This is a genomic window from Bradyrhizobium sp. SZCCHNRI3052 (genome assembly GCF_032484895.1).
GTDB lineage: Bacteria > Pseudomonadota > Alphaproteobacteria > Rhizobiales > Xanthobacteraceae > Bradyrhizobium.
In genome coordinates this window covers 370,953-384,400 of sequence record NZ_JAUETW010000005.1, presented here as the reverse complement: position 1 = coordinate 384,400, position 13,448 = coordinate 370,953, and the positions used below count along the sequence as shown (strand labels likewise).

The window sequence follows — 13,448 nt, the reverse complement described above, 5'->3', positions numbered from 1 at the left end:
GTCATCGAACCGTCATCGAACGTGACGACAGGTGGCTGCCACCCAGCCCGAAAGACTCTCATGGAATACTTCCGCCGCTTCACCTTCCTGTTCGCCGCTCCCGTGTTCGAGACCGACGACCTTGCGGGCGTCCGCTTCAACCAGATCATCGAGGAGATCCAGCGCTCGGGCTTCGAGGTGGTGCGCGCCCGCAAGCTGGAGGACGCCGAGATCGCCGTGCAGACGGATGCCGCGATCGGCTGCATGGTCGTCGATTGGGGCAAGAAGGGCCTGGAAGGCAAGACGGCGTCGCTGATCAACCTGATGCGCCGTCGCGGACTGGACTTCCCGATCATCCTCCTGATCCGCCGCAAGCGGTTCGAGGATCTGCCGGTCGAGGTGCTCGACTTCATCGACGGATACGTCTTCCTGTCGGAGGAGACGCCCGCCTTCATCGCCAAGAACCTGGTCAGCCGGCTGAAGCAATATGCCGAGACACTGAAGACGCCATTCTTCGGCGCGCTGGTCGACTACGCCGAGGAAGGCAACCAGCTCTGGACCTGCCCCGGGCACAATGGCGGCGTGTTCTATAGCCGCAGCCCGATCGGCCGGGTGTTCGTCGAGCATCTCGGCGAGGCCGTGTTCCGGGACGACCTCGACAATTCCGTGCTCGATCTCGGCGATCTCCTGACCCATGAGGGGCCGGCGCTGCGCGCGCAGAAGGAAGCGGCGCAGATCTTTGGCGCCGAGAAGACCTATTTCGTCCTCAACGGTACCTCGACCTCCAACAAGGTCGTGCTCGGGGCCCTGGTCACCGACGGCGACCTCGTGCTGTTCGACCGCAACAACCACAAGGCCGCCCATCACGGCGCGCTACTGATCTCCGGCGGAGTCCCGATCTACGTCCCAACGGTTCGCAACCCCTGGGGCCTGATCGGCCCGATGCGCTGGGATCTGCTCGATGAGGAGCACCTCCGGCAACAGATCCGCGACAACCCGCTGGTCAAGGATCCTGACGCCTGGCGCAAGCCGCGCCCGTTCCGCGTCGCGGTGGTCGAGCAGTGCACCTATGACGGCACGATCCACAGCGCCGAAATGATCCTGAAGCGGATCGGGCACCTCTGCGACTACATCATGTTCGACGAGGCCTGGGCGGGCTTCATGAAATTCCACCCGCTCTACGCTGGCCGCTTCGCCATGGGCCTCGGCGATCTCGGGCCCGACGCTCCCGGCATCATCGCCACGCAATCGACCCACAAGCAGCTCGCGAGTTTCTCCCAGGCATCGCAGATCCACGTCAAGGACCGCCACATCAAGGGACAGCGGCGGCGGATCGAGCATCGCCGCTTCAACGAAAGCTTCATGCAGCACGCCTCGACCTCGCCGTTCTACCCGCTGTTCGCCTCGCTGGACGTCGGCGCGCAGATGATGAAGGGCCGCTCCGGCGAGGTCCTGTGGGACGACACGATCCGGCTTGGCATCGAGTTGCGCAAGAAGATCCGGGCGATGCGCCGCGAATTCGAGGAGAAGGAGAAGGACCCGGCGCGGCGCTGGTTCTTCGAGCCATTCGTTCCGGATCGCGTATCGATCCCCGATGCGGCCAATCCCGGGGCTAGCCACGACGTGGCCTGGGAGGCGCTCTCGACCGACCAGCTCGCGACCGATGCCGCGCTGTGGCAGCTCGCGCCCGGGGCGGCATGGCACGGCTTTCCGGATCTCGCCGCTGGCTTCACCATGACCGACCCCAACAAGCTGACCCTGCTCACCCCCGGCTTCGATCGCACCACCGGCGGCTATGCCGATCACGGCATCCCGGCTCCGATCGTCGCGCAATATCTGCGCGAGAACCGCATCGTGGCGGAGAAGAACGACCTCAACTCGTTGCTCTTCCTGCTGACGCCGGGGGTCGAGGCGAGCAAGGCCGGAACCCTGATCAGCGGTCTGGTCGCCTTCAAGCGGCTCCACGATGACAACGTGCTGCTGGAGGACGCGATTCCGGAGTTCACCCGCAAGCGCTTTGCGCGTTACGGCAAGCTGCGGCTGCGCGACCTCTGCGCCGAGATGCACCGCTTCTACCGCGAGGCCGAGGTGAGCGCGCTGCAGGCGAAGCAGTTCCAGCCACAGCACTTGCCCGAGATCGCGATGTCGCCGCGCGAGGCGGCGCGTGCGTTGATGCGCAACGAGGTCGACTACCTGCCGATCGACCAGATCGCCGGGCGCATCGCGACGACGCCGTTCGTGGTCTATCCGCCGGGCATCGCCACCATCGTTCCGGGCGAACGGCTGTCCGAACGCGCCCAGCCGATGATCGATTACCTCAAGATGTTCGAGCGGGCGTTCAACGCCTACCCCGGTTTCGACGTCGAGATCCAGGGGCTGTACAAGGAGCTCGACGAGTCCGGCCGGATCCGGCTCCATACCTATGTCTGCGCAGAGTAATTCGAACCATGGACAGCGCGATCACGGCTCGCGAGACCGAGCCGACGGTCCTCGTCAGGCCGTCACGCGACGAAGATGTCGAGGCCATGCTCTCGATCTACCGGCGGCACGTCCGCCGCGGGGTCGAGGACAGCGCCGCCGGTTCCGGGGCGCCCGAGCCGGACGATCTCAAGCAGCGGCGCAAGAATCTGCGCAATCATCGGCTGCCACATCTGGTCGCGACATTCCGCGGCGAGGTCGTGGGCTATGCCTATGTCGTCCTGTTCAGGAAGCGGCCAGCCTATCGGTTCGCGGTCAAGCATTCGATCTATGTCCACCATGAGCATCTCGGCCGTGGTGTCGGCCGGCTGCTGATGCAGGCGCTGATCGATGCTTCCGCAGCGGCCGGATATCGCCAGATGATCGGCTATATCGACGCCGACAACGTCGCCTCGCTCGGCATTCATGAGCGCTTCGGGTTCGCCAGGGTGGGGCTGCTTCCGGGCGTCGCCTACCGTTACGGCCGCTGGTGCGACACCGTGATGGTGCAACGCTCGCTGGGCCCCGGGGCCAGCGACGCGCCGGCTGGGCTGCGCCGCTGAGCCGCAGGGTCAGGAGGGAAAGTCGGCCGCCTTCACCTCGATGCGGTCGGCATGCAGCGACCAGTCGCGCAGCTCCTGCTGTTCGCAGAACCGGGACTTTGCGATCTCTGCGGCTTCGCCTTCGCTCTCGGCCTCAACCTCCAGCGTGCTCTGGCAAATCTCGCACTGGCGGCCGTTCTCGCCCAGCACGTCCTTCATGAAATGGATGACATAGCGCGACATGCAACCTCCTGTCTCTCACGGAGTGCTCGGAGGTGATGTTACCGCGCTTCCCAGCTCGCTGTTGACCGATATCAAGCGGTCGCTGCAAATATTTGACGCAGCTCGTGGAACCGGCGCTCAGGCACCGACCGAAGGCAGGCTCGCCGCGGCGATTGCGACGAACTGCGAGACGGCGCGACGGACGCGGCCGTGGGTCGACTTCAGGATCGCGTTCAGCCTGCGCATCGGACCAACTTCCCTTCCGCGCCGAGCGAAAAACGTGGCCTAAGCTCATGGCGCCACAGGAAAAATGATCAGCCTCCATCGTGCTGTCGAGACAGCTCGGAAAATAGCAATGTCCACTTCGCGGAAGCCGCCCGGGAGAGAAGATTTGTCGCCACCTCGCGGCTTGCGACGCATGAAATCTTCTCCTCGCAATTCCCCTCTCCCCGGCTAGGCGGGTGTCACTCCGAATGCCTCGCGGAAACGGGCGCTGTAGCGCGGCCAGGCCTCGGGGTTGATGAGGCGCGGCGGCCGCCCGCCGTCGAGCGTGGCGAGCAGTTGCTCGGCGGCGATCCGGCCCATGTTCTGCCGCGCCTCGCGAGTCACGCCGGCCGTATGGGGACTCGCCAGCACGTTGTCGAATTGGAGCAGCGGATGGTCCGGCGGCGGCGGCTCCTTGGCCCAGACGTCGAGGCCGGCGCCGGCGATGCGCTTTTCGCTGAGGGCGGTGAGCAGCGCCTCCTCGTCATGGATGAAGCCACGGGCGGTGGTGACGAAATAGGCGCTCGGCTGCATCAGTGCGAACTCGCGGGCACCGATCATGCCCCGGCTCTCCCTCGTCAGCGGGCAGTTGATCGAGACGAAATCAGAGCGCCGCATCAGGTCATCGAGTTCCACCTTCTCCGCGCCGCGTGCCGCGATCTCCTCCGGCGAGAGATACGGGTCATAGGCCAGCACCGTCATGCCGAGGAGGCCGCGGCACAGCTCGGCAACCCGGCGGCCGACATGGCCAAGCCCGACGATACCGATCGTCCGCCCCTGCACCTCGTTGCCGATCAGATCGTTGCGGTTGACGTCGCGCTCCCGGCGCAGCCGGCGGTCGGACTGGATGATGCGCTTCGACAGGGTCAGCATCATGCCGAGCGTGTGCTCGGCCACCGAATGCGCGTTGCCGCCGGACTGGTTCACGACGAGGACGCCGGCCCCGGTGCAGGCGTCGACGTCGACCGGGTCGTATCCGGCCCCGTTGCTCGACACGACGAGGAGGTTTGGGGCGCGGCGCAGCAGGTCTGCATCGACATGGAAGCGCGGCGCGAGTTCGTCGCGGGCCGCCCCGATCTGGTAGGCGTGAGCCGCCGCGAGGATCGGCGCCGTCTCGGCCTCGGAGCTCTCGTTCTCCAGCCGGTCGAGCCGGACGTCGGAGCGTGCGGCGAGCAGCTCGCTGAAGATCGGGTGGGCCAGATATTTGACGTAGAAGACGCGCTTGGAATTCGCGGCCATGAACAGGCGACCTCCTGGTGTCTTGGTTCTTGATGTCGGACTTGAAAGGCGGATGCCTGACCGGCCGGGCCGGCATGTTGACAATCGTCCCGGTGCCGTCAAGCTCAGCGCCAAACAGCGCACCCCCATCAGGGACGTCCGGAGGAACAGCAATGGCCGCCGATGCCGATGCGGCGCGATCCGCAAGCACCGTGCCGAATTGGCACGAGATCGTGCTGCAGACGTTCAAGCGCAACGCCGTCGACCTCATCCCCTACGTTCCCGACCGCGTCCTGACGCCGCTGATCCACAGCCTGCACGACGATCCGTTCTTCACGACGTTTGCGACGGCGCGCGAGGAGGAAGCGGTCGGCATTCTCGCGGGCGCCTGGATGGGCGGGCGCCGCGGCGCGCTCCTGATGCAGACATCGGGCTTCGCGACCTTGCCCAACGTGCTGGCCTCGCTGGTCCTGCCCTGCCAGATCCCGCTGATCATGATCGTGTCCGAGCGTGGCACGCTCGGCGAATTCAACTACGGCCAGTCGCTGGTGTGCCGGACCATGCGCCCCGTGCTCGATGCGCTGGCGATGGAGCATCACACCATGACGCGCCTCGACGAGCTCGAATTCATCATGGACCGCTCGATCAAGCAGGCGGTGGCGACGCAGGCGCCGGTGGCGCTCATCCTGTCGCCGCTGCTGACCGGCGGAAAGGTGTTCGCATGAGCGCGACCATCAGCAACACCAAGGTCATGAACCGCGCTGACCTCACCTGCCGGCTGGTCGCAAAACTCAAGCACGAGGAAGCTGTCATCGGCGGCATCGGCAACACCAATTTCGATCTGTGGGCGGCGGGCCCGCGGCCGCAGAATTTCTACATGCTCGGCAGCATGGGGCTTGCCTGCCCGATCGCGCTCGGCGTCGCCCTGGCGCAGCCGCAGCGCCGGGTGTTCGCGCTCGAGGGCGACGGCTCGCTGCTGATGCAGCTCGGCTGCCTGACCACGATTGCGACGCTGGCGCCGAAGAATTTGGCCATCATCGTCATGGACAATGGCGTCTACCAGATCACCGGAAACCAGCCGACGCCGGCCCGGAACGCCGACATCGTCGCCATTGCCGCCGGCTGCGGCATTGGCGCCAGCCATTGGGCCGCAGACGAGGAAGATTTCGAACGCTTGATCGATGTTGCGTTCGAGGCGCCCGGCCCGGTGCTGATTGCGGCGAAGATCGACGACAAGCCCGGTGTGGGCGCCACCAGGCGCGATCCGGCACAGATCCGCGAGCGCTTCATGCAGGGTCTGGGAGTCCGGCAGCCGATCTGAGGCGCCTGACGAAAGCTGTCTGCGGTACGATGGGAAGGCCAACGTCCGGCTTCCGAGCCGCATTAACTACACCGGTGCCTCAAGCGACCGTGACCCCGGTTCGTGGCCCGGAACGTGCTAAGCAGCGTCCATGAAGATCGCGATCCGCCTCTCGGCCTGGCTGCTCGCCGCAGCCGTTGCCTTCGCAACGCTGGGCCCGCCCAGCTATAGGCCCCATTCGCAGCTTGGACAGGACGGCGAACACGCCCTCGCCTTCATCCTGATCGGCCTTGCGTTCGGCCTCGCCTATCGCAGTCATCGGCTGCTGACCACCGGGATTGCGGTGATCCTGATCGGTGCACTCGAACTCGCGCAGTTCCTGGCGCCAGGGCGTCACGCACGGCTGGAAGACTTCGTCGTCGACGCCGCGACCGCCTGCATCGGATTCGGCCTGTCCGCGGCCATCGACTGGCTCATCCGACAGATCCGCACGCAAACCGCATGACAAGAGGCCCCGCCGCTGATGCGACGAGGCCCCTGCCTGTCAGAATGTCAGATCACTCGATGATCTTGATGACGCGGCGCGTGCGCGGATCGACGATCACGCGGCGATCGTTCACGACGGCGTAGCGATACTCGGTGTAGCGCGGTACCGGACGCAGTTCGACGGTGGCGGGCAGCGGCTCGCCGACCACGACACGCTCATGGACGACCACCGACGGCGCGCGCTCGGCCTCGATCGAGTTGATGACCGCGTTCGGAATCTCTAGGCCCGCACCGACGGCGGCGCCGACCGTGCCACCAACCATGGCGCCGACCGGACCGGCAACGGCGCCGCCGGCCGCAGCACCATTGGCGGCACCTTCGACGGTCGTGGACTGGGCGAACGCAGCGGTCGACGCCAGCAGCGAGGTGGCGATCAGCGAAACGGCAAGACGGGTTCTCATCATTGTCTCTCCTCCAGTGCTTTCGAGATGCCGTTCAACACCAAGGGATCGCCTGCAGTTCCGGTTCCAAATGGCCGAAACTTCATCATGCCAAGGGAACCATCATGCCAAGGGAACCAAACCTCGAACTCTTCACCATCGTCGGAGATGATGGAGAGATTGCTCAGTTGCTATCCACGTTTCAAACAACCGCGCGCAGGTTCGCACTCTCGCGGCGGATCACGCCCGAGTCCCGCGATCGACGGCCCTTCGATGAATCGAGAGGGCGCAGGGAATGCCGGGTGAAGGCCTCACCCATGGCCCGCCTGCTGAAAGAATGCAGGCGGCAGGTACCACAGGTTCAGCCGATCAACCGGCATTCCCTGCGCGGCAGTCTTAACGCTTCTTTCGCGCTCTCCTCGGGGACCGGCTGATTGACCCCGTCGCCCGCGCGAGGGCATGAGCCCTCGTCGCGCGCTTGACCTCGGCACCGGGAGGCCAGGACCACACGACTTCGCGTCCGTGCTGCATCGTTCGTCCACATGCGCGTAAGCGCATGCTGCGACACCTCACGGCCACCGCATCCCTGCCCCACGTGTCGTGACGATCGCGCGCAACGCCCCTCTCGGCGAGACAGGATGGGTGCATCATGCATGATTTCTGTAAAAAAGAAACATCTATTCTCACTTCCTCAACGGCGATCGATGACATCTGATTGAGCAAGTTAGCGATTTTCGAATCGATTCAAGGACACACCTTCGGCGATCCGACCGCGAAATGGGACGGCGCATGCCGAGTCCCATCAGTGATTTGCCCGACGAGCACGAAAGAAGGCCGTGGCACGAGCTCAACTCTGACGTTTCCAAAGAGGTTGAAATCAATGACGACAGCAGACACAGCTACTGCTGCTTTGTCTTACGCACATCGTTCCGGATTTTTGTCACGATGGCAGACACTTTATCATGAAACTCCTTCTCCAAAGCCTTCATCTCCACTGGAGCAAAGGACTTTCCATGACTTGAATATGTATCGAAGACAACTTGTCTGTTTCTGCTGCACCCTACGAGTGCCCCTTGCTCAATCGTGTCGATAGGATCTTCGGACGTTTGAGCCAACCGCCGAGCAGTGCCCTCGAGACAGAAGGAATAGGCGCGTACAGCTTGCTCTTCGAACGCCTTATCTGGATCCGTCTTCAAGAGCTGCTCCGTCCGGTGCTGCAGTTCGACGATCCAGGGGATCTCCTTGAAGAATGATCCTACGGCCTCGTCAACGTAGGACCGCTCATCTGCGCGGCGCGCGCTATCCAATGCGCTCTGCCGACAGGCCGAAAACAGGTCATTAACAATGTCAGTTCTTGCACTGTCCTCCGCGCGGTTCAGTCTGTCTGGACCATTTGCGATGACGAAGCGGCGCAAAGCCGCGGGCAGTTCGTGCTTCACGCAGTCGTGGAAATATTGCAGCTCGTCAGCGGCCGTCGCCCGGTGCGGGTGGAGAAGCCCGAGACCCATGACCAAGATGCGTAGAATCATAAGGCACGGCTGAGATGATCGGCTGGGCTTCATTCCAACTCCTCTATCAAGCTCCAATCATATTGACCGCAGATTGATAAGCCATGAAATGATCGCTTCGAAAGACGCGCGATGGTCATGTCTGCTTGCGGCCCGAGGCGGCGGACCTTCCGACTGGACGCAAGAAACGTCTGTTCTCTGAGAGCACCGTTGCGGGGGCTTCATCCACAGCTGGTCCATGGCGCACCGGACATTTGCACATCGACGAGGTCGACCCCAAGTTCCCTGTACCTGATCCAGCCGACGGAACATTCCGGGTTGACACCGGTTCGCCCAAGTTCCAGTGCGCTTGGAGCCGACACGCGTTTTCTCAAGGGGTCCGCTGATGTCATCGTCCTATGTGGTCAGGAGTGCTCACGACCGCCGTCAACGAAGGCTGCTGATCGTGTTGGCCTTGGGATTTGTCGCCTTTGGCGCCGCTGCGGCCGGCCTGTTCTACGTCTTGCAACCCGAGACTCTCCGGATCGCCGTCGGACCGGCGGCGAGCGACGACCACAAGGTGGTCCAGGCGATGGCCGACGCCTTCGGTGAGGAAAGCAGGACCGTCCGGCTCTCCCCGATCACGACCGGCGGAGCGGCTGAATCCCTGGCCCTGCTGGCCGCCGACAGAACCGATCTGGCGGTCGGCCGCGGTGACCTCGGCATGCCGCCCGACGCGCAAACGCTGGCGGTCCTACGCAAGAACTATGTCGTGCTGTGGTCGCCCTCCGGGCGACGCGGCAGCGAGCCCAAGCAGAAGGCCGGCGGCAAGATCGCAGATATCGCCCATCTGGCAGGTCACAAGGTCGGCATCATCGGGAGGACCGGAGCAAACGTCGCAGTGCTCCAGACCATTCTGGAGGGGTCCGGCGTGCAACCCGATAAGGTTGCCACGGCTCAATTCGGGACAGACGAGATCGAGAAGCTTGCGCAAGACCTTACCCTCGATGCGTATCTCGCCGTCGGTCCGCTCGACAGCAGGATCACGGTGGACGCCATCACCGCGACCTCCCGAGCCCGCGGAGCTCCGACGTTTCTTCCGATCGAAGCATCGGAGGCCATTGCCCTGAAGCATCCGCGCTACGAGGCCGAGGAAATTCCAGCCAGCGTCTTCAACGCGAAACCGGCCTGGCCGGAGGACAAGGTCGACACGATCAGCGTCAATCACCTGATCCTGGCCAAGAAGGAGCTTTCAGAAGCCAAGGCGGCGGCCTTCTACCGGCAGCTTTTCGCGGTCCGCGACACGATCACGCAAGGCCTCGCCGGTGCTTCGCACATCACGAAGCCCGATACCGAGAAGGAGACCGAGCCTTCCGTACATCGAGGCGCCGCGGCGGTGATCAACGGCACGGAGCGAACCTTTCTGGACAAGTACAGCGATTATTTCTGGTTCGCCTTGCTCGTACTTTCCGGCATCGGTTCGGCCGCCGAATGGCTGCGCCGCTATCTGAACCGGGATGAACTGGAGGACGACACCAGCGGCCGCAACCGCATTCTTGCGGTGGTTTCGGAGGTGCGCAATGCCGGCTCAGAACACGATCTGCTGACCTGGCAACGAGAGGTCGACGGGATCATCGTCGAGACACTCAAGGGCTATGACGATGGAGCCATCGAACCAGAGGACTTGGCGGCATTCGGCTTGGTCCTCGAACTCTTCAACCATGCCGTCGCCGAAAGGCGAGCGACGCAGCCGAGCGGCGCCCCCGATCAATCATGGACGCCAAGTCCAACCCTCGCCTCTCGGCGATAGGCTCGGCTCATGAGGAGGAGATTTCGTGCGTCGACACCAGTTCGAACGCACCTTGCCACCGGACTTTTTCGATGTTCTGGACGGAGGGCGCCGCGTGGCGAGCGCGTCGCAGCATCCGCAAACAGCCATCGGGCGCGACGGATCGACGGCAGTGCGATGCCGCCGCGCCGTTCAGTCGATGATGCCCGGCCCCTCGGTCATTGCGCGCGCAACGCCCTCCTTCATCTGCCTCACCACATCCGGCGCGTGCCCCTGCCAATGAACGACCTCGGCAATGACGCGCAGCGGCGCGCGGGATCGATGAGACCGCGTCGGATTCCCCGGGAACTTCTTGTCCGTCAGGTTCGGGTCGTCAACGAACGGACCTGTGGGCTCGACGACGTAGATCCGTCCCCGTCCGTCACCGGCAGCCAACTCGGCGCCCCAGATCGCCGCATCCAGCGTCGCCGTGAAGTAGACCCAGGACATCGGCTCCGCCTCGGTGAAGTTGGACGGATACCCGACAGCGATCAGATCGCCCGGCCGCAAATCAGCGCGCGTGCCGTGGAAGAACGATTGCGCAAACACGGTCGCAACAGATGACATCGGTGACCTCGGATGGGTTTCCAGCACTCGTCATCTGCCGCGGAGCGACGGTCGAATGCAAATGATCGTTTCGTCTGTTGAAGACATTGTCGGCGACCTACTCGCCTCTCTCGTTCCGCAACCTAGCTGGTCCACCAGCGCCGCGTGGCCTGGCACGTCTCCAGCGCCCGCTGGTAGCCGGCGCGGACTCGCAGCCGGGTCATGTATGCTTGCTCCGCATCACCGAACACCACACCGACGTTCTTCCGCGCCATCTCGAGCGCGTAGCCCACCGAAATGTCCGCCGCGGTGAACGCATCGCCGGCCATGTATGGCCCGCGCTCCAGCCGTCGCGTCACCAGGCTCAATCGGGTCGTGAACACGTCCATCGCCTGCCGCGCGCTCCAGTTGTTGCACTCGCTTTCAGGCGCAAGGTGCCGGGCTCCCGAAACGAAATAAAGCGAGGCTGCGAGGCCCGCCTCACCGAGGTGGAGAAACTGCTGATAGGCAGGAAAAGCAACATCATGTGCCGCGGGCGCCAGCGCCGTCGGCCCATACCGCCCCAAGATGTACTCCATGATCGCAACGGACTCGACCATCGTGACGTCGCCATCGCGGATCGCCGGAATGAATCCGGCGGGATTGATCGTCAGGAACTCGGCGTCGTTCTCGACCCCGGCCAGGAGATCCACATCCCGCAGCCGGTATGGGAGGTCCATCTCTTCCAGCAACCAGACGACCCGGAAGCCTCTGCCCTCTCCGAACACTGTGATCATCGCTCGCAACCTCCTCCGTTGTCCGCTCCCAGAACGGCCCTCCGTTCGTCAGCCCGACATGCGGCCGGAGATTTTCTCAGCGGCTCCTCGAACTCCGGCTTGGCGCAGCACATCGTGATCAGACTCGAAGATGAAAAGACGCACTAAAGATGTCGGCGGCTAGCCCATCCCAAACCGTCCAAACAGGTGGGAGCACAGCCCGCTTTCAGGTCTGAAGCAGAAGCAGGCGACCAAGGCCCTCAATGGCTGCATTTGGCCCGCAGCGGGCATCCTAAGCCTACGAAACGAGCTGGGATCAGCGGCTCGAAAGTGTTTGGATAGCCCGCCACGCTGCCTTTCGAACGTGACCGTCGACGTCCGAGGACAGCTGTGACAACACTGGTAGAATGTCAGGGACTGAAAACTTCTCGGCTAACTCGCAAGCCCATTGCCGGTGTCGGGCAAGCTCATCAACTTGGAATGCATCGAAAAGCGTTCGCCAATGGGCAGAGTGGGCTCGCTGCCGCAGGACCCAAGCAGCTTCGCGCCGAATTTCATTTTCCGAGGCGTCGTTGTAGATGCGAAACACCGTCGGAAATCTGCATCGACCCAGATTTTACCCAGCGTGCGAATAGCGGTTTGCCGTGTCGCTTTGGATGGATTTGCCAGTAGAGCTACCACAAGCTCGTGCGCCTCTTGCAACTCCCATTGTGCGACGACTTCACACGCTGTGCGCACAACGTATTCTGATGGATCACGGAGAGCCCTCAAAATGATAGAGCGCAACTCGCGCCCATGTGGGTGACGTCCGATTGCATCAATAGCCGCCCGTCGTTCAAATTGATCTTCGAGTCCGGCTGCGTTGGCCAGTGCCTTTAGTGCCGCCGCACCTTCTTGCAAGGCGAGTTTGCGTATGACTTGGTGGGTAGTCGGCGGGTGCGCGCCGGAGGGCGAATTGCAGGACACGACAGCGTTCCAATGTAGGATTGTTCTACTGTTGCACCAAGCGGGGCAGTTCTGCAATTGGCCCAACGCGGACTTTTCAGCCGACGCCGGCGACGTCGGCTCGCAGACATTAACTGGAAAAGGCCGGTGAAGGGACCAAGGAATCAAGCTCAGCTCGCGGGAACGACCGCGCGGTCCGTCAGCCAACCCAAGCCCTCTCCCGTCGTCGTCCGCGGCTTGTACTCGCAGCCGATCCAGCCGGGGTAGCCGATCGCGTCGAGATGGCGGAACAGGAAGGCGTAGTTGATCTCGCCGGTGCCGGGCTCGTGGCGGCCCGGATTGTCGGCGAGCTGGATGTGGGCGATGCGGGCGAGATGCTTCTGCATCGTGCGGGCGAGATCGCCCTCCATGATCTGCATGTGGTAGATGTCGTACTGGACGAACAGATTGTCGGACTCGACCTCCGAGATCAGCTGAAGCGCTTGTGCCGTGCGGTTGAGGACAAAGCCGGGAATGTCGAGTGTGTTGATCGGCTCGATCAGCAGCTTGATCCCCTGCGCCTTCAGCGCGGTCGCGGCGAAGCGCAGGTTGCGGACCAGCACCTGGTTGAGCTCGCGCGGATCGGCATCGTCGGGCGCAATGCCGACGAGGCAGTTGAGCTGGCGACAATCCAGCGCCTTCGCATACTCGATCGCACGACGCACCCCGTCGCGGAATTCGTCGACGCGATCCGGCAGGATGGCGATGCCGCGCTCGCCCGCGGCCCAATTGCCGGCGGGCAGATTGTGCAGCACCTGCGTCAGCCCGTGGCGCGCGAGCTGCTCGCGCAGCTCGGCCTTGTCGAAATCATACGGGAACAGATATTCGACGCCGCCGAAGCCGGCCGCCTTGGCGGCGGCGAAGCGGTCGAGGAACGGCAGCTCGTTGAACAGCATCGTGAGGTTGGCGGCAAAGCGCGGCATGTCATGGGTCCTCGACT

At 63.6% G+C, this 13,448-nt stretch carries 15 protein-coding genes; 6 read left to right on the top strand and 9 right to left on the bottom strand.

Annotated elements, in window-relative coordinates:
- The first annotated feature begins 60 nt into the window (after positions 1-60).
- Together QW887_RS17535 and QW887_RS17530 are read left to right on the top strand one after the other, a co-directional pair.
- Complete coding sequence (locus QW887_RS17535; protein WP_316184491.1) at positions 61-2,418, top strand: Orn/Lys/Arg decarboxylase N-terminal domain-containing protein; 2,358 nt, start codon at positions 61-63, stop codon at positions 2,416-2,418.
- Positions 2,419-2,426: 8 nt separating this feature from the next.
- A complete protein-coding gene (locus tag QW887_RS17530; RefSeq protein ID WP_315718423.1) occupies positions 2,427-2,999 on the top strand; it encodes a GNAT family N-acetyltransferase in 573 nt (190 codons plus the stop codon).
- A 9-nt stretch (positions 3,000-3,008) separates the two neighbouring features.
- Here the strand turns inward: QW887_RS17530 and QW887_RS17525 are convergent, their stop codons facing one another.
- Positions 3,009-3,221: a hypothetical protein gene (locus tag QW887_RS17525; protein ID WP_315754543.1), complete on the bottom strand. Its 213-nt coding sequence runs from the start codon at positions 3,219-3,221 to the stop codon at positions 3,009-3,011.
- Positions 3,222-3,653: 432 nt separating this feature from the next.
- Positions 3,654-4,703 (bottom strand): hydroxyacid dehydrogenase, encoded by a 1,050-nt coding sequence (locus QW887_RS17520; protein ID WP_316194750.1) that lies wholly within the window; start codon positions 4,701-4,703, stop codon positions 3,654-3,656.
- A gap of 152 nt (positions 4,704-4,855) precedes the next feature.
- Between QW887_RS17520 and QW887_RS17515 the strand changes: the two genes are divergently transcribed.
- From QW887_RS17515 to QW887_RS17505, 3 genes are all read left to right on the top strand, one after another.
- Positions 4,856-5,407: a thiamine pyrophosphate-binding protein gene (locus QW887_RS17515; RefSeq protein WP_316194749.1), complete on the top strand. Its 552-nt coding sequence runs from the start codon at positions 4,856-4,858 to the stop codon at positions 5,405-5,407.
- Positions 5,404-6,003, top strand: a complete 600-nt coding sequence (locus QW887_RS17510; RefSeq protein WP_315718419.1) for a thiamine pyrophosphate-dependent enzyme — start codon at positions 5,404-5,406, stop codon at positions 6,001-6,003. The genes QW887_RS17515 and QW887_RS17510 overlap by 4 nt, the downstream gene beginning before the upstream one ends.
- A 130-nt stretch (positions 6,004-6,133) precedes the next feature.
- Positions 6,134-6,487, top strand: a complete 354-nt coding sequence (locus QW887_RS17505; RefSeq protein ID WP_315718418.1) for a VanZ family protein — start codon at positions 6,134-6,136, stop codon at positions 6,485-6,487.
- Between the two features lie 52 nt (positions 6,488-6,539).
- On the opposite strand, the gene QW887_RS17500 is transcribed toward QW887_RS17505, so the two are convergent.
- The gene (locus QW887_RS17500) at positions 6,540-6,929 is read right to left on the bottom strand and encodes a DUF1236 domain-containing protein (RefSeq protein ID WP_315718467.1); all 390 of its coding nucleotides are present in this window, start codon (positions 6,927-6,929) and stop codon (positions 6,540-6,542) included.
- A gap of 878 nt (positions 6,930-7,807) precedes the next feature.
- Entirely contained in the window at positions 7,808-8,470 is a 663-nt protein-coding gene (locus QW887_RS17495; protein WP_315769951.1) for a hypothetical protein, read from the bottom strand.
- Positions 8,471-8,801: 331 nt separating this feature from the next.
- Here QW887_RS17495 and QW887_RS17490 point away from each other — a divergent pair, with 331 nt between their 5' ends.
- Positions 8,802-10,205, top strand: coding sequence for an ABC transporter substrate-binding protein (locus QW887_RS17490; RefSeq protein ID WP_315718416.1), 1,404 nt, complete (start codon positions 8,802-8,804; stop codon positions 10,203-10,205).
- A 171-nt stretch (positions 10,206-10,376) separates the two neighbouring features.
- Here the strand turns inward: QW887_RS17490 and arr are convergent, their stop codons facing one another.
- From arr to hyi, 5 genes are all read right to left on the bottom strand, one after another.
- Positions 10,377-10,790 (bottom strand): NAD(+)--rifampin ADP-ribosyltransferase, encoded by a 414-nt coding sequence (gene arr, locus QW887_RS17485; RefSeq protein ID WP_315718415.1) that lies wholly within the window; start codon positions 10,788-10,790, stop codon positions 10,377-10,379.
- Between the two features lie 122 nt (positions 10,791-10,912).
- The gene (locus QW887_RS17480; RefSeq protein WP_316194748.1) at positions 10,913-11,545 is read right to left on the bottom strand and encodes a glutathione S-transferase family protein; all 633 of its coding nucleotides are present in this window, start codon (positions 11,543-11,545) and stop codon (positions 10,913-10,915) included.
- Between the two features lie 295 nt (positions 11,546-11,840).
- A complete protein-coding gene (locus QW887_RS34930; protein WP_410052612.1) occupies positions 11,841-11,924 on the bottom strand; it encodes a hypothetical protein in 84 nt (27 codons plus the stop codon).
- Positions 11,925-11,956: 32 nt separating this feature from the next.
- Positions 11,957-12,490, bottom strand: coding sequence for a HEAT repeat domain-containing protein (locus QW887_RS34925; RefSeq protein WP_410052610.1), 534 nt, complete (start codon positions 12,488-12,490; stop codon positions 11,957-11,959).
- 149 nt (positions 12,491-12,639) lie between these two features.
- Positions 12,640-13,431 (bottom strand): hydroxypyruvate isomerase, encoded by a 792-nt coding sequence (gene hyi / locus QW887_RS17475; protein WP_316194747.1) that lies wholly within the window; start codon positions 13,429-13,431, stop codon positions 12,640-12,642.
- Positions 13,432-13,448 lie beyond the last annotated feature (17 nt).

Coding starts and splice junctions, on each gene's coding strand:
- QW887_RS17535 (WP_316184491.1), top strand. CDS start 61: ATGGAATACTTCCGCCGCTTCACCTTCCTGTTCGCCGCTCCCGTGTTC.
- QW887_RS17530 (WP_315718423.1), top strand. CDS start 2,427: ATGGACAGCGCGATCACGGCTCGCGAGACCGAGCCGACGGTCCTCGTC.
- arr (WP_315718415.1), bottom strand. CDS start 10,790: ATGTCATCTGTTGCGACCGTGTTTGCGCAATCGTTCTTCCACGGCACG.
- QW887_RS17500 (WP_315718467.1), bottom strand. CDS start 6,929: ATGAGAACCCGTCTTGCCGTTTCGCTGATCGCCACCTCGCTGCTGGCG.
- QW887_RS17515 (WP_316194749.1), top strand. CDS start 4,856: ATGGCCGCCGATGCCGATGCGGCGCGATCCGCAAGCACCGTGCCGAAT.
- QW887_RS17490 (WP_315718416.1), top strand. CDS start 8,802: ATGTCATCGTCCTATGTGGTCAGGAGTGCTCACGACCGCCGTCAACGA.
- QW887_RS17510 (WP_315718419.1), top strand. CDS start 5,404: ATGAGCGCGACCATCAGCAACACCAAGGTCATGAACCGCGCTGACCTC.
- hyi (WP_316194747.1), bottom strand. CDS start 13,431: ATGCCGCGCTTTGCCGCCAACCTCACGATGCTGTTCAACGAGCTGCCG.
- QW887_RS17505 (WP_315718418.1), top strand. CDS start 6,134: ATGAAGATCGCGATCCGCCTCTCGGCCTGGCTGCTCGCCGCAGCCGTT.
- QW887_RS17480 (WP_316194748.1), bottom strand. CDS start 11,545: ATGATCACAGTGTTCGGAGAGGGCAGAGGCTTCCGGGTCGTCTGGTTG.
- QW887_RS17495 (WP_315769951.1), bottom strand. CDS start 8,470: ATGAAGCCCAGCCGATCATCTCAGCCGTGCCTTATGATTCTACGCATC.
- QW887_RS17520 (WP_316194750.1), bottom strand. CDS start 4,703: ATGGCCGCGAATTCCAAGCGCGTCTTCTACGTCAAATATCTGGCCCAC.
- QW887_RS17525 (WP_315754543.1), bottom strand. CDS start 3,221: ATGTCGCGCTATGTCATCCATTTCATGAAGGACGTGCTGGGCGAGAAC.